Source organism: Candidatus Latescibacterota bacterium, assembly GCA_020633725.1.
GTDB lineage: Bacteria > Krumholzibacteriota > Krumholzibacteriia > JACNKJ01 > JACNKJ01 > VGXI01.
In genome coordinates this window covers 412929-434402 of the sequence record JACKDC010000002.1, presented here as the reverse complement: position 1 = coordinate 434402, position 21474 = coordinate 412929, and the positions used below count along the sequence as shown (strand labels likewise).

General features: G+C 69.1%; 19 protein-coding genes. 6 read left to right on the top strand and 13 right to left on the bottom strand.

Annotated features, from left to right (window positions below):
• Window positions 1-66: 66 nt before the first annotated feature.
• The 12 genes from H6693_06375 to H6693_06320 all read right to left on the bottom strand — a co-directional run bounded on the left by H6693_06375 (window position 67) and on the right by H6693_06320 (window position 11683).
• The gene (locus H6693_06375; GenBank protein MCB9515802.1) at window positions 67-1260 is read right to left on the bottom strand and encodes a hypothetical protein; all 1194 of its coding nucleotides are present in this window, start codon (window positions 1258-1260) and stop codon (window positions 67-69) included.
• A gap of 18 nt (window positions 1261-1278) precedes the next feature.
• The gene (locus tag H6693_06370) at window positions 1279-2256 is read right to left on the bottom strand and encodes a calcium/sodium antiporter (protein ID MCB9515801.1); all 978 of its coding nucleotides are present in this window, start codon (window positions 2254-2256) and stop codon (window positions 1279-1281) included.
• Window positions 2257-2262: 6 nt separating this feature from the next.
• Window positions 2263-2850: an orotate phosphoribosyltransferase gene (locus tag H6693_06365; protein ID MCB9515800.1), complete on the bottom strand. Its 588-nt coding sequence runs from the start codon at window positions 2848-2850 to the stop codon at window positions 2263-2265.
• A 55-nt stretch (window positions 2851-2905) separates the two neighbouring features.
• Window positions 2906-3682, bottom strand: coding sequence for a serine/threonine-protein phosphatase (locus H6693_06360; GenBank protein MCB9515799.1), 777 nt, complete (start codon window positions 3680-3682; stop codon window positions 2906-2908).
• 10 nt (window positions 3683-3692) lie between these two features.
• Window positions 3693-4445 carry an orotidine-5'-phosphate decarboxylase gene (pyrF, locus tag H6693_06355; GenBank protein MCB9515798.1) on the bottom strand — a complete coding sequence of 251 codons (753 nt, stop codon included), beginning with the start codon at window positions 4443-4445 and terminating at the stop codon, window positions 3693-3695.
• Window positions 4442-5380, bottom strand: coding sequence for a dihydroorotate dehydrogenase (locus H6693_06350; protein MCB9515797.1), 939 nt, complete (start codon window positions 5378-5380; stop codon window positions 4442-4444). The genes pyrF and H6693_06350 overlap by 4 nt, the downstream gene beginning before the upstream one ends.
• Window positions 5373-6233: a dihydroorotate dehydrogenase electron transfer subunit gene (locus H6693_06345; GenBank protein MCB9515796.1), complete on the bottom strand. Its 861-nt coding sequence runs from the start codon at window positions 6231-6233 to the stop codon at window positions 5373-5375. Before H6693_06345 ends, H6693_06350 begins: the two co-directional genes overlap by 8 nt.
• Window positions 6230-7627: a tetratricopeptide repeat protein gene (locus H6693_06340; GenBank protein ID MCB9515795.1), complete on the bottom strand. Its 1398-nt coding sequence runs from the start codon at window positions 7625-7627 to the stop codon at window positions 6230-6232. Before H6693_06340 ends, H6693_06345 begins: the two co-directional genes overlap by 4 nt.
• The gene (locus H6693_06335; protein ID MCB9515794.1) at window positions 7620-8990 is read right to left on the bottom strand and encodes a dihydroorotase; all 1371 of its coding nucleotides are present in this window, start codon (window positions 8988-8990) and stop codon (window positions 7620-7622) included. Before H6693_06335 ends, H6693_06340 begins: the two co-directional genes overlap by 8 nt.
• 44 nt (window positions 8991-9034) lie before the next feature.
• A complete protein-coding gene (locus tag H6693_06330) occupies window positions 9035-10036 on the bottom strand; it encodes an aspartate carbamoyltransferase catalytic subunit (GenBank protein MCB9515793.1) in 1002 nt (333 codons plus the stop codon).
• On the bottom strand, window positions 10033-10599 hold the full coding sequence (gene pyrR / locus H6693_06325) for a bifunctional pyr operon transcriptional regulator/uracil phosphoribosyltransferase PyrR (GenBank protein MCB9515792.1): 567 nt from the start codon (window positions 10597-10599) through the stop codon (window positions 10033-10035). The genes H6693_06330 and pyrR overlap by 4 nt, the downstream gene beginning before the upstream one ends.
• Before the next feature lie 202 nt (window positions 10600-10801).
• Entirely contained in the window at window positions 10802-11683 is an 882-nt protein-coding gene (locus tag H6693_06320; protein MCB9515791.1) for a hypothetical protein, read from the bottom strand.
• A 176-nt stretch (window positions 11684-11859) separates the two neighbouring features.
• Between H6693_06320 and H6693_06315 the strand changes: the two genes are divergently transcribed.
• From H6693_06315 to H6693_06290, 6 genes are all read left to right on the top strand, one after another.
• Window positions 11860-12960 (top strand): hypothetical protein, encoded by a 1101-nt coding sequence (locus H6693_06315; protein ID MCB9515790.1) that lies wholly within the window; start codon window positions 11860-11862, stop codon window positions 12958-12960.
• Between the two features lie 137 nt (window positions 12961-13097).
• Window positions 13098-14897, top strand: a complete 1800-nt coding sequence (locus H6693_06310) for a hypothetical protein (protein ID MCB9515789.1) — start codon at window positions 13098-13100, stop codon at window positions 14895-14897.
• A gap of 393 nt (window positions 14898-15290) precedes the next feature.
• Window positions 15291-16511 (top strand): undecaprenyl/decaprenyl-phosphate alpha-N-acetylglucosaminyl 1-phosphate transferase, encoded by a 1221-nt coding sequence (locus tag H6693_06305; protein ID MCB9515788.1) that lies wholly within the window; start codon window positions 15291-15293, stop codon window positions 16509-16511.
• A 15-nt stretch (window positions 16512-16526) separates the two neighbouring features.
• Window positions 16527-17687 carry a glycosyltransferase family 4 protein gene (locus tag H6693_06300; protein MCB9515787.1) on the top strand — a complete coding sequence of 387 codons (1161 nt, stop codon included), beginning with the start codon at window positions 16527-16529 and terminating at the stop codon, window positions 17685-17687.
• Window positions 17688-17800: 113 nt separating this feature from the next.
• Window positions 17801-19207 (top strand): phenylacetate--CoA ligase family protein, encoded by a 1407-nt coding sequence (locus H6693_06295; GenBank protein ID MCB9515786.1) that lies wholly within the window; start codon window positions 17801-17803, stop codon window positions 19205-19207.
• 9 nt (window positions 19208-19216) lie between these two features.
• Complete coding sequence (locus H6693_06290; GenBank protein MCB9515785.1) at window positions 19217-20386, top strand: glycosyltransferase; 1170 nt, start codon at window positions 19217-19219, stop codon at window positions 20384-20386.
• A 20-nt stretch (window positions 20387-20406) separates the two neighbouring features.
• Here the strand turns inward: H6693_06290 and H6693_06285 are convergent, their stop codons facing one another.
• Entirely contained in the window at window positions 20407-21474 is a 1068-nt protein-coding gene (locus tag H6693_06285) for a glycosyltransferase (protein ID MCB9515784.1), read from the bottom strand.

The window sequence follows — 21474 nt, the reverse complement described above, 5'->3', positions numbered from 1 at the left end:
TCTTGTGTTCCTGGTGGGCGGGTCGGGCGTGGGGACGGCTCATCCTAGGCAGGAAAGCCCGCGCCGTCAACGGCCCGTCGGCGACTCCGGCAGCCGGTAGCAGATCACGCTCATGGGCTCGGGCTCCTCGTCCGAGGACTCCTCCGCCGGCTCGGGCACCGTGGAGAACGCCTCCGCGTAGCGCCGCAGGACGTAGAGGCGGTCGCCGGCGAGGAAGTAGCGATCCGCCCCCAGGCTGCCCTCGCCGAGAAGCCTGAGCTCCTCCACGAGGCGTCCCTTTGCGTCGTAGCAATCGAAGGTACCCAGACATCCGGGATCGAGACCGGCCTGCACGCCGCGACTGCTCAGCACCCAGAGGCCACCGTCCTCGCGGAGTGCCATCCACTCCACGTCGCGGACATGGTCCATCACCTCGATGTCGAGGCCCTCGGTCCCTCCTCCGCGCCGATAGGCGGCGACGACCGAGTCCCGCTCGGCCTTGCTCCGCATGCGGTGCTCGATGTCGCGGGTGATCACACGCTCCAGCCTGCCCGCGGGGGACCAGATCTCGATGGCGTAGTCGTACCCCCGGGTGAGCGCGCAGCGACCGTCGCGGCCCACCGACCAGCGCAGAGGGTTCGTGGCGGCCTCCTTCACCACGTGCTCGCTGAACTCGTTGTGGTAGGTGAACTCTGCGAACGGCGCGGCCGTGCTGTCGCCGGGCGCGAGGGAGTACACCCGCGTCGTGCTGTCGACGTAGCCGGGTCCCGCACCGTAGGCGAAGGTGCCCACGACCAGTCGCCCCCCTCCGAAGCGGACGCTGGTCACGCGCTGTGCGTCTTCGAAGAGTGACCCAGGCAGGGGCAGCTCGCCGGTGTAGTCGCCGTCCGCGTCGAAGAGGCTGCGCCGGGGCGGGCTGGTCTGGAGCACGCAGAGCGTGTCGCCGGGAAGCATCGTCAGGCCGCTTGGACGCAGCAGCTCGCCCGGCCCCTCGCCCTCGTGGCTCGTGGTCCGCAGGTAGCGCCCGTCCGGCGAGAAGACGCGGACTTCCTTGAGCTGGACGTCGAGTAGGTAGACCCGCCCCTGGCTGTCCACGTCCAGGGTGTAGAGCTTGCCGAAGAACTCCCCTGGCGTGTCCGAGAAGCCGCCCACTTCCCAGAGCTTTTCGAGCTCGACCGTGCGGGCGGCGGGCGCCTCGGCGGGGTTGTCGACGCGGGGGACCTCCGCCGCCACATTCGAGCCGAGAAGCAGCATCGTGGTTGCCAGCAGTCGACGTTTCATCATCCTCGCCTCCCTGTCCTAGCCCAGCACCCTCCACGCGATGTAGCCCGTGTAGGCCGCCAGCAGGATCGCGCCCTCGGCGCGGTTGATCCGGTTGCCGAAGGCGAAGCCCAGCGGCAGGAGCGCCAGCGAGAGCGCGCACATCACCGCGAGATCGACGACTCCGCCCGCGGGCACGGCGATGCGGCGGATCATGGCCGTCGGCCCCAGCACGAGCAGCAGGTTGAAGATATTGGAGCCGACAACGTTCCCGACCGCGAGATCGGATTCGCCGTGCCGCGCGGCGACGAGGCTCGTCACCAGCTCGGGCAGGCTCGTCCCGATGGCCACGATGCTGAGGCCGATCACCGCCTCGCTGATCCCCAGGTGCCGGGCGATGGCCGTCGCGCCCTCCACGGTCCAGTGCCCGCCACCGATCACGCCGGCCAGGCCGGCCAGGGTCAGCAGGCTCGCCAGGGGCAGGCCCATGGCGCCGCCCTCGCCCGCGCGCTCCTCGGCGCCGCGCAGGAAGGGATCGCGCGCGCGATCGCGCCGCGCGGCGCGGAGCATCGCCACCAGGAAGACGACGAAGCCCGCGAGCAGCAGCACGCCGTCCACTGGGCCGAGTCCGCCGGGGCGGTCCGCCACGGTCTCCAGCGCGAGCAGCGTGGCCCCCAGCGAGGCCGCCAGCATGAAGGGCAGTTCACGTCGCGCCAGGCTCCGCTGCACGGCCAGCGGCCGCACGAGCGCCGAGATGCCGAGGATCAGGCCGATGTTCGCGATGTTCGAGCCGACCACGTTGCCGAAGCTGATCCCGCCCTGCCCGCGCAGCGCCGCCGTGATGTTCACCGCCAGCTCGGGTGCGCTGGTGCCGAAGGCCACCACCGTGAGTCCGATCACCAGCGGCGAGACGCCGAGGCTGCGCGCCAGGGCCGTCGCCCCGCGCACGAGCACCTCGCCGCCGCCCACGAGCAGCGCGAGTCCGAGGATCAGGATGACGAGATCGGCGACGGGCATGGCCGCTCAGGCCCGCGTCTTGCCCAGGTGCCGGCTCCCGGGTTTGACGGCCGTGCCGCCGGCGGCGCAGAGCGGGCAGTCCTGCGGGCTCCAGGTCTTGACCTCGAGGGCGATCAGCGAGTGGAAGGGCACGCCGAAGTCGGGCTTGGCGCCGCCGCTGCGGTCCACGATGGCCGCCGCCGCGACCAGCGTGCCGCCGGCCGCCCGCAGCGCGGCCGCCGCTTCCAGCAGGCTGCCGCCGGAGGTGACCACGTCCTCCACCACGACTGTGCGCGCGCCAGGCGGCACGGCGAAGCCGCGGCGAAAGACCATGGCGCCGTCCTCGCGCTCGGTGAAGAGGAAGGGCAGCTGCCGGGCGCGGGCGACCTCGTGGCCGATGATCAACCCGCCCATGGCCGGGCTCACCACCAGGTCGACGTCCGCGGGCAGCAGCGCCGCCAGCGCGGCGCCCATCTCGGCGGCCACGGGCGTCGCGGCCAGCAGCCGCGCGCACTGGACGTAGCGGTCGCTGTGGCGCCCGCTGCTCAGCGAGAAGTGGCCGTCGAGGATCGCCTCGGTCTCGCGGAGGCGCTCCATCACGTGCTCGGGGGTCATCGTCGCCGCTCCGGGGTTCGGGGTCGTTCGGGATTCTCGGACACTGTCTACGCGATCACAAGGCCTTTCCCTCGCGCGCGCGCAGCACCTGCAGGGAGATGTTGTCCGGCCCGCCGCGTTCCCGCGCGAGGATGACCAGCGCGCGGCACGCCTCGCCGGGCGCGAAGAGCGTCGCCTGCTTCAGGATCTCGGGGGGCGTGACGACCTTGGTGAGGCCGTCGCTGCAGAGGACGAGCACGTCCCCCGCGCCGTAGCGCACCGGACCCACCGTGTCCACGGCCACCGAGGGCTCGATGCCCAGGCAGCGCGTGAGGACGTTCGCCAGCGCCTGCTGGCTCGCCGGCAGCGGCTCGCCCCGCCGCTGGTACTCCTCGGCGAGGGAGTGGTCCTCGGTGAGCTGGGTGATCTCGCCGTCGCGCAGCAGGTAGGCCCGGCAGTCGCCCACGTGGGCCACGTGGAAGCTGTCGCCGCGAAACGCCACCGCCGTGCAGGTGGTCGCCATGCTCGTCAGGCCGGGGTCGCGGGACGCCTGCACCTGGATCTCGGCGTTCGCGGCCTGGATGGCCCGCCTGAGCGCCGCCACGGGATCCACCGGGTTGCCGGCGCCGAAGAAGCTGCGCTCCACCGTCTCCACCGCGAGCTGGCTGGCCACCTCGCCCGCCGCGTTGCCGCCGACGCCGTCGCAGATCACGGCGAGCTGGGTGGGCGGACTGTCCTCGTGGACGAAGAAGCCCAGCGCGTCCTCGTTGGTCTTGCGGCGCAGGCCGATGTCGGACAGCTGCGCCTGCACGAGCTGCAGGCCGCCGTCGCCGGTGCTCACGATGCGCTCCACGTCCCCTCCTTCACACCTTCGCCGCGGCCATGGCCGCCAGCAGTTCGCGGCAGGCGGCGGCGGGATCGTCCGCCCGCGTGACGGGCCGCCCCACCACCAGATGGCTCGCCCCGGCCTCCAGCGCCGCCGCCGGCGTGAGCACGCGCTTCTGGTCACCCAGTTCCGCGCCCGCGGGACGGATGCCCGGGGTCACGATGAGGAAGTCGTCCCCGCAGGCGGCGCGGATGGCGGCCGCCTCGCGGGCCGAGGCCACGACGCCGTCCAGGCCCCAGTCCCGCGCGTGCTCGGCCAGGCGCAGCGCCTCGGCCGAGGGATCGCGGGTGCCGGCAACGCTGGGGCCCCAGACGGCGCGCAGGTCGTCGCCGTCGAGACTGGTGAGCACCGTGACCCCGATGAGCGCGGGCGGCGTGACGCCCGCCTCCTCGGCGGCCTCGTCTCGCGCGGCGACGGCCTCGCGCACCGCGGCCTCGCCCGTGCTCACGTGCAGGTTGGCGAGCCGCACGCCGAGGCGCGTGGCCGCGGCCACGGCGCGGGCCACGGTGGCGGGAATGTCGTGGAACTTGAGATCGAGGAAGACGGGCGCCGCCGCGGCGAGCCGCCGCACCAGGGCCGGACCCTCGGCGCCGAAGAGCTCGAGGCCGACCTTGAGGCCCACATCGAGGGGCGCCAGCGCGGCGGCCAGCGCTTCGGCGGCGAGAGCGTCGGGCAGGTCGAGGGCGATGTAGAGGCGGTGGCCGAGGGGTTCGTCGTTCGCTGGGCTCACGAGGCGCGCTCCTTCCAGTGTTCGCGCAGGGCGTCGAGGCTGGCGCAGTCGCGCTCGGCAAGGAAGGCGGCGAGGCCGTCCAGCACCCGCGCGGGCAGGCCGGGATCCGAGAAGAGGGCGGTGCCGAGCTGCACGGCGCTGGCGCCCGCGGCGATGAACTTGAGCACGTCGGCCGCGCTCGCGGCGCCGCCGATGGCGATGACCGGGATCGTCACCTGGCTCGCGACGCGGTGCACCGCGGCCAGCGCGACGGGGAAGATCGCGGGGCCGGAGAGCCCGGCCGTCACGCGCGCGAAGGGGCTGCGGCCGGTGGCGAGGTCGATGTCCATGCCGAGCAGCGTGTTGATGGCGCAGATGCCGTCGGCGCCGGCGTTCTCGGCTGCGCGAGCCACGAGGCCGATGTCGGTGACGTTGGGGCTGAGCTTCACCCAGACCGGCGCCACGGTGAAGTCGCGCTTCACCGCGCGCGTGATGGCCTCCACCGCAGCCGGGTCGGTGGCGAAGTTCGCGCCGTGCTCGGCCACGTTGGGGCAGCTGAGGTTCAGCTCAATGGCAAGTGTGGGCGCGTCGGCAAGTCGACGGGCCATGGCGGCGAAGGCGTCCGCGGAGCCCGCAGACAGCGAGACCACCGGGCTGAGGCCGCGCGCCGCCAGCGCGGGCAGCTTGGTCTCGACGAAGGCGTCGAGCCCCACGTTCTCCAGCCCGATGGAGTTGAGCATGCCCGCCGGCGTCTCCATGAGCCGCGGCACGGGGTTGCCCTTGCGCGGCAACGGCGTGATGGTCTTGGTCACCACGGCGCCGAAGACCTCCGGCGGCAGCAGCGGGTCGTAGTCGAGGCCGTAGCCGAAGCAGCCCGAGGCCGCGAGCAGAGGGTTGGCGAGCCGCAGCTCGCCCACGCGGGCGCCAAGGTCGACGGTGGCGTGACGCTCAGGCATGCCCCACCTCCTCGGCAAGCGCCTCCGCCGTGGCCAGCTGCCCCACCTCGAAGACGGGACCTTCCCGGCACACCGTGGCGTAGCGCCAGTCGTCTCCGTCACGCACGGGCACCACGCAGCCGCGGCAGACGCCCACGCCGCAGGCCATGCGCTCCTCCAGCGAGAGCAGCACGCGATCCTGGGGACGCGCCGCGCGCCGCAGCGCCTCGAGCATGGGGATGGGACCGCAGGCGAGGATCTGCTGCGGCGCGGGGTCGTCGGCGCGTTCGTCGAGCAGCTGCGCCACGGGGTGCCCGCGGCGGCCGGCGGAGCCGTCGAGGGTGCTCACTTGCACCGCGACTGCCAACTCGGCCAGCAGGCGCTCGGGGATGTCCGCGGCCGTGTTGAAGCCGAAGAGCACCCGGTGCGGCGCGCCCGCCGCCGCGAGACGCCGGGAGAGCATGTGCAGCGGCGGAATGCCCACGCCCCCGCCGACCAGCAGCGGGGCGGGCGAGGCCGCCGGCGCGAAGGGGTGGCCCAGCGGGCCGAGCAGGTCGAGCGTCGCCCCGGGCGTGAGGGCGGCGAGCGCCGCGCTCCCCCGCCCGAAGACCTTGAAGAGGAAGCGCTGCCAGCCCGGACCCGCGTCGAGCAGGCTGAGCGGGCGCAGGAGAAAGGGATCGGCGCCGCGGCTCGCTCCATCGGCACCCGGCGACAGCAGCGAGAACTGCCCCGGCGCGCCGGCGGGGAGGTCGTCGCCCTCCACGCGCAGGTCCCAGTAGAGCGCGCCGTCGGCGCGCAGGTCGCTCACGCGGACGCGGCGCCAGACGGCCGCGAGCGCCGCGGGACGAGGCGTGTCGCCGCCCGCCGCGCTCACTGCGCCGGCCCCAGGGCGTCGAGCCAGCCCTCCACGTAGCGGGCGGAATCGCTCTCGGGATAGCGCTCGAGCAGCAGCGCCACCGCGCGTCTCGCCGCGAGGGTGTCCGCCAGGCTGTAGCGGTTGATGTAGGCCAGCGCGTAGGCCGCCTGCGAGGCCAGCGGGCTGTCGGGGTAGTCCTCCAGCACCTTGCCGTACTCGGCGAGCGCGGCCTCGGGGTCCTCCAGGCGCAGCAGCTGATTCTCCGCGAGACGGAACTGCAGCTGCGCCGCCGACGAGTCCGGCGCCTCCTCCCCCGACTGCGCGCGGAAGTCGATCACCTCCTGCACGGCCTTGCTCTTGGTGCCAGCGAGGTCGGCGAAGAGCGAACGCGGCACCTCCTTGCGCGCATTGTCGTAGGCGACGATGGCCTGCTCCAGATCGTGCTCGCGGTTCTGCCGGATCAGCCCGATGCGATACCACGCCTCGGCGGCGCTGTTGCTGCGGGGGAACTCCGTCGCCACGTTCTCGAACTGGGTGGCGGCCTTCTCCAGGTCGCCGTCGGCCTCCACCAGCCTGGCCTGGAGCAGGAGCACGGGCCCGCGGGACTGGAAGTTCTCGGCCACCGGCTCGAGCTCGCCGAGCAGCGCGCCGCACTCCGCGTAGCGGTGCTGGTCGAAGAGGATCTCCGCCGCCGCGAGCTGCCCCTCGAAGACGGTGCGGCGGTTGCGTCCCTTCTCGGCGAGGACGGCCACCGTCTCCACGGCCAGCGAGTCCTGCCCCAGCTCGCGCTGCGTGAGGGCGATCTTGAGGCGCGCCTCGTCGTTGAACTCGCTCTGCTTGAAGCTCTCCAGCAGCCGCTGGTAGGCGCCGATGGCGTCGTCCCAGTTGCCCAGGCGGTACTCCGCCTCGGCGCGGCGGAACATGCCCTCGGCGAGGTGCTTGCTCTTGGGGAACTCCTCCTGCAGGCGGTCGAGATCCGCGATGGCCCGGGACTCGTCGCCGTTCTCCAGGTCGCAGACGCCGCGCATGTAGAGCGCCTGCTCGCGCCACTCGTGGTCGGGGAAGCGCTCCTCCAGCTCGTCGAGGCGGCGCAGGCAGCTGCCGTACTCGCTCTTCTCGAAGTAGGCGCGGCTCATGAGAAAGAGCGCGTCGTCCACGTACTTGCTGTCGGGATAGAGCTCCATCAGCTTCTTGCACTTCTCGATGGAGTCGTCGTAGGCCTTGCGCGCGTTGGGCGTGATCTTGCCGTCCGGCGTGCGCTGCATGTTCTCGGCCTGCTTGAAGTAGCGCCTGGCGTTGCTGTAGGTGTTGAAGTAGGCGCAGCCGCCGCCCGCCCCCAGCGCGAACAGGACGAGCGCGAGCAGCGGCCACAGCCGCGCCAGCCGCCGCAGCGTCGCCGGGGCGCTACGCATGGGACGCGACCGCACGCCACGGCCGGGGACTGAAGCGCTCGGCCTCGCCCTCGCGCGCGTAGACCACCTGTCCACCCAGCACGGTGGCCCGCACGCGGCCGGTGAGGGACATCCCCTCGAAGGCCGTGTTGCGGCCCTTCGACGCCATCTCGGCCCCGCGCACGGTCCAGGCCTCCTCGGGATCGAAGAGCACCAGGTCGGCCGGCGCGCCAGCCTCCAGGCGGCCGCCCTCGAGGCCGAGGATCGCCGCGGGCCGGCTCGTGAGCAGCGCGAGCGCCGCGGGCAGCTTCATCAGGCCCGTGTGCACGAGGCGGGTCAGGACGGCGGCGAGCGAGGTCTCGAGGCCCGTCACACCGAAGGGCGCGTAGGCGAGCTCGCGCTGCTTCTCCGCCTCGGTGTGCGGCGCGTGATCGGTGGCCACGCAATCGAGCGTGCCGTCCACGAGGGCCGCCACCAGCGCCTCCTGATCGCTCTTCTCGCGCAGGGGCGGGTTCATCTTCTTGTGGGAGTCGTAGCCCTCGAGGGCCGTGTCGTCGAGGAGCAGGTAGTGCGGCGCGGTCTCGGCCGTGACGCGCAGACCGTCGGCCTTGGCGCGGCGCACGATCTCCACGCTGTTCCTGCTGGAGACGTGGGCGATGTGCAGGCGCGCCCCCGTGAGGCCGGCCAGCCGGACGTCGCGGTCGGTGCCGATGTCCTCCGCCTCCCGCGGAATCCCCTTCAGCCCCAGCCGGTGCGACACCGCGCTCTCGTTCATCACGCCGCCCTGGCTGAGCGACGGCTCCTCCGCGTGGCTGATGAGCAGCGCGTCCCAGCGCAGCGACAGCTCCAGGGCGTTGCGCAGGAGGCCGGCGCTGCGCACGGGCCAGCCGTCGTCGGAGAAGCCGATGGCCCCGGCGGCCAGCATCTCGCCCATGTCGGCGAGCTGCTCGCTGGCCGCGCCCTGGGTGATCGCGCCGATGGGATGCACGCGGCAGAGCCCGGCCGTCGCCGCGCGCTCGCGGATCAGCTCCACGATGGCCGCGTCGTCGCAGATGGGCTTCGTGTTGGGCATGCAGGCCATGGCCGTCACGCCGCCGCGCGCGGCCGAGGCCGAGCCCGTGGCCACCGTCTCCTTGTCCTCGAAGCCGGGCTCGCGCAGGTGGACGTGCATGTCCACCAGGCCCGGCGCGAGGCAGAGGCCGCCCGCGTCGAGCACGGGCACGCCGCCCGCCGCCGGCGCCTTGGCCGCGATCGCGCGGATCCTGCCGCCCTCCACGTGCACGGCGCCCTTGGTCTCGGTGCCGGCCACGGGGTCGATGAGCCGCGCGCCGTCGATCCAGAAGTTGCCGCCGCGGTCGTCCAGGCAGCGCTCGATCCAGTCCATGCTCGCTCCTTTGCGATTCCCTTCCGAGTCCAGTGACGGCCGCGCTAGGCGTCGGCCTGGGCGATGAGCGTGTCCTCGCTCGCGCCGGGGCTCGTCCCGCCGGCCGGCGCCGAGCCCTCCATGCGGCGACGCGCCTCGCTGAGCAGGTAGAGGACGGCCATGCGCACCGCCACGCCGTTGGTGACCTGCTCGAGGATCACCGCCCGCGGGCCGTTGGCCACCTCCTGGGCGATCTCCACGTCGCGATTCATCGGCCCCGGGTGCATCACGATGCCGTTCGGCGCCATCAGCTTCAAGTGCTCGGGACGCACCTGCCAGTCACGCGCATAGGCGCGCAGGCTCGGCAGCAGGCCGCCCTCCTGTCGCTCGCGCTGGATGCGCAGGATGTTCACGACCTCGGCGCCGGCCAGCGCGCGCTCGAGGTCGTACTCCAGGGTGACGCCCAGAGTGCCCAGCTCCCGCGGCAGCAGGGTGGGCGGTCCGCAGAGCGTGACCTCCGCGCCGAGCTTGGTCAGCCCGTGCAGGTTGCTGCGCGCCACGCGGCTGTGGAGGATGTCCCCCACGATCACGACCTTGCGCCCCGCGAGCTCCCCCAGGTGCTGGCGCATGGTGAGCATGTCCAGCAGGCCCTGGGTGGGGTGCTCGTGCGTGCCGTCGCCGGCGTTGATCACGCTGGCCGGCACGCGCGCGGCCAGGAAGTGCGGCGCGCCGCTGGCGCCGTGGCGCATGACGAACATGTCCATCTTCATGGCCAAGAGGTTCTCTGCCGTGTCCAGCAAGGTTTCGCCCTTGGCCACGCTGCTGGTGGACGCGGAGAAGTTCACGATGTCGGCGCTGAGGCGCTTCTCGGCCAGCTCGAAGCTGATGCGCGTGCGCGTGCTGTTCTCGAAGAACAGGTTGCAGACGGTGTAGCCCCGCAGGGTCGGCACCTTCTTGACCTCGCGCTCGCTGACCTCGCGGAACTTCTCGGCGGTGTCGAGGAAGAGCGTGATCTCCTCGGCGCTCAGGCTCTCGAGATCGAGCAGGTCCTTGCGCGTGTAGCTCACTGCTCGACCTCCCCGAGCAGGACGTCGTCGACGCCGTCGATCTCCGTGAAGCGCACCTTCACCACTTCGCGCCGCGAGGTGGGTACGTTCTTGCCCACGTAGTCCGCGCGCACGGGCAGCTCGCGATGCCCGCGGTCGATCATCACCGCGAGCTGGATCGCGGCGGGGCGTCCGTAGTCCATGAGCTCGTCCATGGCCGAGCGCACGGTGCGGCCCGTGTAGAGCACGTCGTCCACGAGGACGATCACGCGGTCCTGGATGTCGCCGGGGATCCGCGTCTCGCCCACGCGCGGCTGCGGGCCGATGGTGCGCAGGTCGTCGCGATAGAAGGTGATGTCCAGGCTGCCCACGTCCACCGGACGTCCCTCCACCTTCTGCATGTAGGCGGCGAGGCGCTCGGCCATGGGCACGCCGCGCCGGGCGATGCCCATGATGATCAGGTCGCTGCTGGACTCGTTGCGCTCCAGGATCTCGTGGGTCATGCGCTTGATGGCCCGGAGCATCTGCTCGTCGTTCATCAGCACGGCCTTCTGGTTGAAGGCGCGCACGGGATTGGCTTCCATGGGACCTCCGCCGCTCGGTTCTAGCGGGGTGCGCGGCGAGTCTGGGCAAAAAAAAGACCCCGGCCGGTGGCGCAGGGCGTCTCAGTCGTTGCCGCGGGGCTCATCGCCTTCCCCTTCTCGACCTCACGGGATCGAATTAAAGGACGGCCCTTCGAGTGGACCGAGCACATCCTACGCCTTTCCGGCGGGGATTTCAAGAGGCCTAGGCGTCCACCTCCCCGCTCAGGCTCGCCAGCAGGTGGTTGACGGCGGCGCGGTTCTCGCGCGCCTCCTTGGCCGTCGACGCTGGCCGCTCGGGCGTGTCATCCCGTGTACGGCCCGTCCGGCCCAGCAGGCCGCCGAGGTCGCGGTCCGCGTCCTCGTAGCGATCCTGCGAGTAGAGCAGGAGGCCGCGATCCCAGCGGGCCGCGCGGGAGCGGGGCATGAGCCGCACGCGCCAGTCGGCGGCGCGCAGGGCTTCCTCCGCCAGCCCCTCGGCCTGGTAGACGATCCGCATGGCCACCAGGTAGCGCTCCAGCAGCTGCCGGGACGAGAGCGGATTCAGCCGCTGGGGCTGGAAGGCCAGGCGGCGTCCGCTGATGAGCAGCTCCACCCGGTGCCGCGCGGCGTCCAGCGGCAGGACCGCGCCGTCGGCCGGGTCGAGCACGTGGCCGCGGGGCAGCCAGTGGCTGCCGAGCAGCACGCCGCCGGGCTGGGCCAGGGCGCGCAGCGGGAAGGCGAGGCGGCGGGCCAGGTCGTAGTAGAGCAGGGCCAGGCTCAGCGCGCGGCCGCGGCGACGGGTGACCACCGCGTGCAGCTCGGTCACCGCCAGGCCGTTCTCCGCGGGACCGGCGGCCAGGAAGCCCAGCTCGCCGAAGAAGTAGCTGCTGAGAGCCTCGAACTTCTGGTAGGGTTTGCCCATCCCGGCGAGACGTTCGTCCAGCGCCGGCAGGCCCTGGAGAAGTGGCAGGAGGACCTGGCTGGGGAGCCGCCCGGGCTCGGCGGCCTGGCTGAGGGCCAGCGCCGCGCGCAGAGGACTGAAGTGCCTGTGTCCGGGTTCGATCTCGGCGAGGAATCGGCGCTCGCAACGCTTCTGGTCAGCCATGAGGGCCCCCTTTCTGGCGTCTCCAGGTTCTGGAGACGTTCCCGGCCCTCTCCGGCGACTCTCGGGGCTGGAAGCGGGCCGAGCCCTGTCGTCGAGAGTAAGATACGCTGATGGATGGCGGGTTCCAAAAGGGGCGCGCCATTTTGACGAAGTTTCGCTTTGTCGGAAGGAAGCCCATGAAGAAGACCGGCGCGCGCCCCCTGGACTACTGGCTCCGCGAGATCCTCACCCTGCCCACGGCGCCGTTCCACGAGCAGCAGGTGACCGCCCGCGTGAAGGCCTTCGCCCGCGAGCGCGGGCTGGGCCTCAAGGAGGACCGCGCCGGCAACCTGGTGCTGGAGTACCGCAACCCCCGCAGGGGTCAGGCGCCGGTGGCCTTCACCTGCCACACCGATCACCCCGGCTTCGAGGTGATCCGCGCCCGCGGCCGGCAGGCCACGCTGCGTCTCCTGGGCGGGGTGGACGAACCCACCCTCCGCAACAGCCGCATCGTCCTGGTCACGCCGGGCGGAAGGGTCAAGGCCGAGGTGCTCGGCGTCACGATGGCCGCCGACCGCCGCAAGGACGACACCACCCTCCGCGTCCGCAGCGCGTCGCCGGTGGCCGAGGGCGACTGGGGGCACTTCGATCTGGTCCGCCTCTCGCTGGCCGGCGGGAAGATCCGCTCCAAGGCCATCGACAACGTGCTGAGCGCCGCGCTGATCCTGAAGCTGCTGGACGACTTCAGCGCCGCCGGGCGGCGCGCGCACGTCTACGGCGTCTTCACCAGCGCCGAAGAGGTGGGCTTCGTGGGCGCCATGGAGCTGATGCGCAGCCCCATGTTGCCGAAGAAGGTCCCCATGGTCGTAATGGAGACGAGCCGCGAGCTGCCGGGCTTCAAGATCGGCCGCGGGCCGGTGATCCGGGTGGGCGACCGCCTCAGCATCTACGACGACGAGCTCACCCGCTGGCTGACCGAGACCGCCGAGGGCCTGGCCAAGCAGGACAAGGAATTCCAGTTCCAGCGTGCCCTCATGCCCGGCGGCGCCTGCGAGGCGAGCCTCTACCAGCTCGAGGGACGTCCCACCTGCGCCCTGGCGGTGGCCCTGGCCAACTATCACAACATGGGACCGCGCGGCGCCGCCGCCGAGTGGGTCAGCCGGGCCGACGCCGAGGGCATGCTAAAGCTCCTCGCCGCCCTGACGGCGGCGGGCCCCCAGCCGGGCCGCCGGGAGGCCCTGCGCAAGCTGATCTGGCGCCAGCACCGGCGCTATGCCGGGCGCTTTCGGCGGGGCTAGGCAGGACGTCACCGCATTGTGTCATCGGCGGCTCTCGTGCTATAATCGCCGGCATCGCGGGTTCGGGCGGTCTTACGCAGAAGGCCGCCCCGTTCCATTGCGTGCCTGTTGATTACCCACGAAGGGGGAGGGGAAGTATGCGCTTGCTCACCGTCCGTCTCCTCGCGGCCAGCTCGCTGATCCTGCTGGCCGGAGGCGCCTTTGCCCGTCCGGGCGTGCCCCAGACCATCCTGAACATCGAGGCCGCCGAGGCCGCGGGGCAGATCAGCCACGACGAGGCCGCCCTCAACAAGATCTACGACGTCATCGCTCCAGAGAAGGTGGACGCCCGCTTCATCGATCGCGCCGGCCAGCCCGGCAAGTGCGCCACCGCGATGCTCGCCGGCATCCTCGCCGACGAGGCCGTGAGCGAGTCCGTGAAGGACGTCCTGCGCGACTACGCGCTGAACCCGCCCGCGACCGGCGACCGCGCCCTCTACATCTCGCCGTCGGGCATCTTCCGTCTCACCTACTTCACCACCGGCACCGACGCCGTGCCCACCACGGACACCAACCCGGCCAACGGCATCCCCGACTTCGTCGAGCGCTGCGCCGAGTACATGGACTGGTCGTGGCAGTACGAGATCGACACCATCGGCTTCGAGGCGCCCACCATCCTGGCCGGCGTCGACTACCAGGTGAGCTTCAAGAACTTCGCCTACTACGGCGTGACCTACCCGCTGGGCAGCGGTCGCACGCGCATCGAGCTGCACCGCAACTTCATCGGCTTCCCGGCCAACGACGACCCCGACGGCGACCAGCTCGGCGCCGCCAAGGTGACCGCGGGCCACGAGTTCAAGCACGCCAGCCAGTACCCCACGAGCAACTGGAGCGAGGGCGGCTGGGTCGAGCTGGACGCGACCTGGATGGAAGATCAGGTCTACCCGGCCACGAACGACTACCACAACTACATCGCCTACACCGGCAGCCCGCTCTACACGCCCCAGCAGAGCCTGGATTCGGGCGGCAGCGGCAGCTACGAGGACTGCATCTGGCAGACCATCATGAGCGAGAAGTGGGGCATGCAGTTCATCGTCGACCTGTGGCAGCTGCGCGCGAGCTTCCCGAGCTGGCCGATGCTCACGAGCTACGACAATCACCTGGCCACCGTCGGCTCGAGCCGCGCGGCGCTCATGGCCGAGTGGACGCGCTGGAACTACCTCACCGGCTTCAAGGCCTCCGACGCCTGGGACGACAACCCCGACGGCGAGGGCGGCTACCCCGACGCGCACGAGCTCTACAGCTGCAACGTCTTCTACACGGTGAGCGGCCTGGGCACGCCGCCCAGCACCACCTGCGAGGACATGGGCGCGCGCTACGCGCGTCACCTGTCGGTGAGCGGCCTGAGCGACTACCCCAAGATCACCTTCAACGGTGACGACACCGCGGACTTCCGTCCGCAGGTCATCATCAAGAAGCTGGACGGCACGCTGCAGTTCGACTCCGTGGTGATGGGCGCGAACGACGACGGCGAGGTCACCCTCACGGTGCCCTTCAGCCAGATCAGCGAGCTGGGCATCAGCTTCCCGCACTGCAGCATCTCGGGCGGTTACAAGTCCTTCAGCTACACGCTGACCGAGGACGTCTCGACGGACGTCACGCCCGAGGGCACGCCGGCCATGCGCCTGCATCCGGCCTACCCGAATCCCTTCAACCCGAAGACCAACATCCGTTTCGACCTGGCCGCGGACGCGCACGTCACGCTGGCGGTGGTCTCGCCCATGGGGCGGGTGCACCGCACGCTGCTGGCGGGCGAGCTGCAGGGCGCCGGCGAGCACACGGTGGTCTTCGACGGCAAGGACGACGCGGGCCAGCCCCTGGCGAGCGGCGTCTACTTCGCCATGCTGAGCATCGGTGGACGGCAGAGCGAGCTGACCAAGCTCACCCTGCTGAAGTAGAGAACGAGCGAAGTTCCTGCGAGGAGCCCCGGCACCGGGCCGGGGCTCCACCCAGGCAAGCTATTTGATACGAACCTGACCGGTTTTGCCGGGTAATCTGCCACCCGGCGCGGAAGGTCCGTCGGTCTCGCAGGTATGACAGTGCCGCAAGCCAAGGCGGCACAGGCTCTTGCCCGAGCCCGGCCCACGGAGGGGGACGTGGATCACGGCGCCGAAAGACGGCCCGTCTTTTGCAAACTTGCAAGATTGCGAACGGATGCCTCGAGCGTTCATCGCATCATGCGACAAGAAACTGTGAAAAACGCTTCGGCCCATTGACGCGGACCGTGGATGATCCCGATCATCCACCCTCGCACCAGGTCGTCGCAGCGATTCAGGGAGGCTTTCCCCACCATGTCCCTGATCTCCGAGTGGATCGGTCTACCGTGGTACATGCTCTTGCCTTTGGTGCTCCTGCTGGGCTGGGTCGCCCAGGAGCTGAGCCGTAGCGTCGCCACGTCCATCGGCCTCCTCGACCTCCCGAATCCCCGCAAGATCCATCTGCAGCCGGTGCCCCTGTCCGGGGGGCCGGGCCTGTTCGTGCCTCTCCTGCTGGGCTATCTCGTCTGGCTGGCGGCCGGCTCTCCGGGGCAGGCCATGGGCGCGGCCCTGTCGCTAGGCCTGGCCTTCACGCTGATCTTCACCACCGGCCTCGTGGACGACCTCCGCGGCCTCTCCGCTCGCCGGCGCCTGGTGATCCAGGCCACCGCGGGCCTGCTGCTCTGGGCGGGCGGCTTCCGTCTGGACGCCATCGCCTTCGGCGGCTGGACGCTGCAGCTCGGCCTCTTCTCGCTGCCGCTCACCCTGCTCTGGTTCATGGGCTTCATGAACACGAGCAATCTCATGGACGGCATGGACGGCCTCTCCGGCGGCATGAACCTGCTCGCCCTGCTGGCGCTGGGCACCTTCGGGCTGTTCATCGGCAGCGGCGTGGGCGCGCTGGCGATGTTCGCCGCCGGCCTGGTGGTCCCCTACCTGGTCTGCAACCTCCGCGGGCGGGGCAAGGTCTTCCTGGGCGATTCCGGAAGCCTGAGCCTCGGCCTCACGGTGGGCACCTTCGCGCTCGCCATGGCGCGCCAGCCGGGCGCCGCGCTGAGCTGGGCGCCGCTGGCCTTCGCGCTGGCCGCCTACGTCGTGGGCATCCTCGACGTGCTGACCTCGATCGTGCGGCGTCGCCGTGACGGGGTCAGCCCCTTCCGACCGGACACCCACCACTTCCACCACCGCCTTCTGCGGGCGGGGCTCGGGCCGAAATGGACGCTCGCCAGCCTGCACGGGCTGTCGGGCCTGGCGGTCTTCGCCGTGGCGCTGCCGTTCTACGGGGCGGCTCCTCTCGCACTGGTTCACCTGGTTCTTCCCATGACGGTGTGCATCATCGCCGCCACTCGTCTGGTTAGGTTCCAGCCCGCACCTTCGAAAGTTATTCCCCTTCACAGCCACAACGCGGTGAAAGCCGCAGCTGGGGGCGGCGGGTCCTCCATTCGAAGCATCACGCCAGTCCCGGGTTCGGAGGGCCAGGCGGCCAACATGGAGCCAGCATCGGCGGTGGAACCGCTCAACGCGATTAACCGGTAGCGCCGCGAGTGATGAATGCCTGAGGCCCGAGAGAACACGCCGCTGGCCTTGCTCTGCGCAAACACTTCTTGGTATCTCTACAACTTCCGCAAAGAGCTTGTTGCCGCACTCATCGAACGAGGATGGCGAGTTGCTGTCGCCGCCCCAGACGACTCGCACTTTCCCCAATTGCGTGCTCTAGGCGCAGAGTCTCACACGATCGCGATGGATCGGGCAAGTGTCTCTCCCATCGCTGTACTTAGGACATTCGCGTCGCTTTTCAGCCTCTATCGAAGCCTGCGACCGACGTGCGTCCACCACTTCACGATCAAGCCCGTGATCATCGGCGGCATCGCCGCAAGAATCCTCCGGATTCCTCGCGTTATCCAGGCGATAACGGGACTGGGGTTGGCATTTGCCAGACGGTCTACGCTCCGGCAAGCAGCGCTCTTCGGCTATAGGCTGGCAATCGGGGCACGCTGCATCGTGGTCTTCCAGAATCGAGAGGATCAGGCAGAACTTGAGCGAGCCGGTCTAGTGGATCAGCGCAACTCCGTGATCATTCGGGGTTCGGGGGTGGATCTCTCCCGTTTCTCACCAATCGCTGCGCGAGACAGCGAGCACCCCGTCACCTTTCTCATGGCCTGCCGGATGCTTTGGGCAAAGGGTGTCCGGGAGTTCGTGGACGCAAGCGATCAGGTGCACCAGCGCCACCCGGAAGCTCGATTCCGCCTGCTCGGCGCGTCCGACCCTGGTACGCCGGATCACGTCCCAGAATCATGGCTGCGGGCTGCGTGTGAGTCCCGGACACAGCTTGAGTGGGTCGGCTACGCCGAAGATGTCTTGTCGAACTACCAGGCGGCGGATGTCGCCGTCTTGCCGTCGTACCGGGAAGGGGTGCCGAAGTCTCTACTCGAGGGAGCCGCTGTCGGCCTGCCCTTGCTGGCGGCCGACGTCCCGGGCTGTCGCGAAGTCGTGGCGCATGGTGTGACTGGTCTATTGGTGCCCCCTCGCGATTCAGAAGCCCTTGCTGACGCCATGGCCGTCCTTGTGGAGTCGGCGAAGCGGCGGCGGGAACTTGGGAAGGCGGCGCGTGCACTGGTGGAGCGGGAGTTCTCGGTTGAACAGGTCGTCAGCTCGACTCTCAACTGCTATCCCGCTGCGCCGGGCCAAGCAGCATCCGCCATTGCCGGATGATGTAGTCGACAAGACCCAGCGGAACACCGATACTGCAAGGCGCATTGGGGTCAGCGCGCGGACGTGCCCTCTGCGCGCTGACACTCGACAAGCCAACGGACTGGATCTCGCCCTTGTCGAAGACGAAGCAGGACATCTACCTATCACTGCCGGCACCCATCCGGCAGGGGATCATCTATGGGGTGTCCGCCTATAACAGGGCGCTTCGATATGGCCGCAACTACCGGGAAACGCTTGAGCTCGCCCTCTCGGCGGACGCTTGGACGAAGTCCGAGGCTGAGGCCTACGTTTCCGGCCAGCTAGGGCTCTTGCTCGCCGAGGCGAAGGCTCACGTCGCCTACTACACCGAAGCACTCGCCCCCTTCTCGGCTCAACATCTCCAGGAGATTGCAAGGCGACGGGAGCTTGGTTCCGTTCCGTTCCTCGCGAAGTCCACGCTCAAGGCAAGACCTTCGAGCTTCTTGAACTCCTCGAGGAAGGCGGCGGTCAGCAGCTCGACCAGCGGTTCGACGGGATCCCCACTGACTGTTCAGTTTGACCGGTACTCGATGGAACGCCGAATGGCGTTCATCCATCATCATCGCCGGTGGCTCGGGCTTCGGCCACGAGCGCGGACCCTGCGTCTATCGGGACGCGAAATCGTTCCAGCTTCGCAGTCGCGCCCCCCATTCTGGGTGGCGAATCCCTTCGAGAACCAGCTACTGGTCTCGACCTACCACTTGAACACATCCGCACTGCCGGCCATCCTCGACAAGATACTCAGCTACGATCCCGAGGTCATCGACGGCTACCCTACAGCAATCGCCCAGATCGCCAGCGCGATGCGAACGTCAGGCGGCGTGCTTGGAGCCCTACGGGGAGTCATCACTACTGCCGAGACGTTGGATCCGACCCTGAGGGCGGAGATCGAGAGTGGCCTGGGAGTGCAGGTGCTTGACTACTACGCCGCCAGCGAAGGTGTCCCTCTGATTCAGCAGTGCGAGCACGGGCGGTACCACCTTCGACTCGACTCCGGAGCCTTCGAGATCCTAGATGAGAATGACGCCCCCTGCGCACCTGGGCAGCCTGGGGAGCTCGTGGTCACCAGCTTCGTCCAGTGGCAGATGCCCTTGATCAGATACCGAACAGGCGACCTAGCGATTTCCGCGGTAGCCAACCAGCTCTGCCCCTGTGGTCGGACCCTTCCGACCATCGAAGGTGTACTGGGTAGGGTCGAGGATCTTGTGCTAACCCCGGATGGTCGCAAGATCGGAATGTTCAGCTACAGAACGCTGAAGCACGTCCAGGGATACCGCGAAGCCCAGATCATCCAGCTCACGGAGTCTTCATTCCGGGTCAGGTACGCCCTCGACGGCACACGGCCCGAGGATGAGGTCCAGCGCCAGACTCAGCAGATCTTTGCCCGCGTCCTGGGCTACGAATCTGATGTCGAGTTTGAGTCGGTACCCGCCATCGAGCGCGGACCGAATGGCAAGTTCAGAAGCACAGTCGGCCTTGGGACCAGCAGTCCCGCGGACTAGGAGATGAGCATGCAAGCCGCAGCCCGCCAGCACGAAGCCCAGGGCGGGGTCTTGGCCCCTACCCCTGGCGCCCCCAGCGTTGCCTTCCTCATTACGGGTAGCGGCCTCGGCGGAGCGGAGTTCGAGGTGAGGCACCTCGCCCTTGCCTTCCAGAGGCGAGGGTGGGGAGTTGGGCTCATCTCCATGCAGACTATCGATGTACCCTTCGCCGATCTCGAGAGCATGGGCATTCGCACAGTTGCCCTTAGCATGCGACGGGGGATCCCCGACCCCAGGGCGCTCCTGCGGCTGCGAGCAGTCCTCAAGGGCTGGCAGCCGGACGTCCTACATGGGCACATGGTACACGCGAATCTGCTGGCGCGCGTCTCCAAGCTGCTTGTGGACACCAAGGCGGTCATCAGCACCATCCACTGCCAAGACGAAGGCGGTAGGTGGCGCTATGCGGCGTATCGACTGACCGATCGCCTATCCAGCCTGACTACGGCGGTGAGCCGCATCGCCGTAGCCGAGGCGACGCAGAAGCGAGCTGCCGCCCCGGATAGTATCCTCTTCGTTCCCAACGGATTGGTCACGGCAGACTACGCCGCCGACGAGGAAGCCAGGGCGAGACTGCGCCGTGAACTCGACGTCCAAGACGGTTTCCTCTGGCTGGCGGTGGGGCGGCTGGCCGAACAGAAGAACTACCCAAACATGTTCGCCGCATTTGCCAGGGTGCTGGAGTCACATCCTGACGCCCGCCTCGTCATTGCCGGAAAGGGCCCCCTCGAGGAGCAGCTGCAGCAAGAGGTCGAGTCGCGCGGGTTGCAGGGCCCCCTCCGCCTTCTCGGCATCCGCCGAGACATCCCCAAGCTCATGCAGGCCGCAGACGGCTTTGTGATGTCCTCGGACTGGGAGGGCCTCCCGATAGTTCTCCTGGAAGCCGGGGCAAGCGCACTGCCGATTGTCGCGACCAGGGTAGCGGGGAGCGAGGACGCCATCGCAGCAGGATCCAGCGGCCTGCTCTGTGAGCCGCGAGACTCGGCGGGTCTCGCAGCCTCGATGGTCAAGGTCATGGAGCTGCCGCTCGCGGAGCGGTTGAGGATGGGCCAGGCTGGCCGGAACCATGTACAAGAGCACTTCGAACTAGAAGCCGTGGCATCCACTTGGGAGTATCTGTACAGGCAGCAGCTCACGAAGTAGGTCTCTAATCGCGCCAGAAGCTAGGCCCGCGAGGAGGACCACGCTTTCTCTATCGCCGTCACCACCCTTGAGCCCGCAGCCGACCAGCTATGCCGCGAAACGATCAGGTCTCGGCCTTTTGCACCCATCTCTTCTGGCGCTCCTGGCGTCCCGAACAGCGATGTAATCTTGGCGCTCAACTCTGCCATGTCGCCGTTCTTGAAAAGGAGGGCGGTGCTATCGTCGACTACCTCACGAATGACGGGCAAGTCAGGCATTGCCACGGGAACACCGACCTCAAGATACTCGAACAGCTTGATTGGAGACCCGTACTCATTGGTGTGGGGCATCACGTTGACATGATTCCCTGCCAAGAACCCACGGACTTCGTCGCGACCTAGCACACCCTGAGGCTGCCACCGATCTTGAAGCTCGGCCGGCAACCGATCCCTGAATCGCTCGTGCCCTTCTCCGGCAAGATGCACCTCAACATCAAGACCCGACTTTGTCGCCACCAAGACTAGGTCCACTAGGCTCTCTACCCGATGCCAAGGGTGGCTGGCCCCCAGATACCCCACTCGAAGCCGCTCGTCATCCTGAGGCGGCTTGTATTTGGCTTGGTCCGCACAGAGATCCGCCCCATTGTGTTCCACGGTGATGCAGGAACGCGCAACTCCCATCGCCGCAATGTGCCGCGCCATGACCCCACTTATCGTCACGACGCGCCAAGCCCACCTCGCGACTACACCCTCCAGCCAGGAGAGGACAAGGTTCCTGATAGATCTACCGCCACCCCATGTCATCCGCTCCACCGCGATAGTCGAGTTGATCTCCAGCACTACGGGTAGGCCGACAGCAACCGCTGCCGCGACAGCCAGGAAACAGCGGGGGGTACTACGGACATAGCAGAGATCGGCCCCATGGGCTCTTGCCTTCAGGACGCGTAGCATTGCAGTCAGGGGGAACAGCTTGGCCATAGTACCACGCGGGTGCCAGAGTTCCACCGAATGACGTTTGCGCCAGGACTCAACGATCTTCGTCACATGGAGATACTGCGCAGAGGAAGGTCGGCTCAGATGCAATGGTACCGTGAGGTACAGGAGCTTCAA

Excerpts from the sequence above, each read along its gene's own strand:
- H6693_06375 (MCB9515802.1), bottom strand. The coding sequence starts at position 1,260 with ATGAAACGTCGACTGCTGGCAACCACGATGCTGCTTCTCGGCTCGAAT.
- H6693_06370 (MCB9515801.1), bottom strand. The coding sequence starts at position 2,256 with ATGCCCGTCGCCGATCTCGTCATCCTGATCCTCGGACTCGCGCTGCTC.
- H6693_06365 (MCB9515800.1), bottom strand. The coding sequence starts at position 2,850 with ATGACCCCCGAGCACGTGATGGAGCGCCTCCGCGAGACCGAGGCGATC.
- H6693_06350 (MCB9515797.1), bottom strand. The coding sequence starts at position 5,380 with ATGCCTGAGCGTCACGCCACCGTCGACCTTGGCGCCCGCGTGGGCGAG.
- H6693_06340 (MCB9515795.1), bottom strand. The coding sequence starts at position 7,627 with ATGCGTAGCGCCCCGGCGACGCTGCGGCGGCTGGCGCGGCTGTGGCCG.
- H6693_06335 (MCB9515794.1), bottom strand. The coding sequence starts at position 8,990 with ATGGACTGGATCGAGCGCTGCCTGGACGACCGCGGCGGCAACTTCTGG.
- pyrR (MCB9515792.1), bottom strand. The coding sequence starts at position 10,599 with ATGGAAGCCAATCCCGTGCGCGCCTTCAACCAGAAGGCCGTGCTGATG.
- H6693_06320 (MCB9515791.1), bottom strand. The coding sequence starts at position 11,683 with ATGGCTGACCAGAAGCGTTGCGAGCGCCGATTCCTCGCCGAGATCGAA.
- H6693_06315 (MCB9515790.1), top strand. The coding sequence starts at position 11,860 with ATGAAGAAGACCGGCGCGCGCCCCCTGGACTACTGGCTCCGCGAGATC.
- H6693_06310 (MCB9515789.1), top strand. The coding sequence starts at position 13,098 with ATGCGCTTGCTCACCGTCCGTCTCCTCGCGGCCAGCTCGCTGATCCTG.
- H6693_06305 (MCB9515788.1), top strand. The coding sequence starts at position 15,291 with ATGTCCCTGATCTCCGAGTGGATCGGTCTACCGTGGTACATGCTCTTG.
- H6693_06300 (MCB9515787.1), top strand. The coding sequence starts at position 16,527 with ATGCCTGAGGCCCGAGAGAACACGCCGCTGGCCTTGCTCTGCGCAAAC.
- H6693_06290 (MCB9515785.1), top strand. The coding sequence starts at position 19,217 with ATGCAAGCCGCAGCCCGCCAGCACGAAGCCCAGGGCGGGGTCTTGGCC.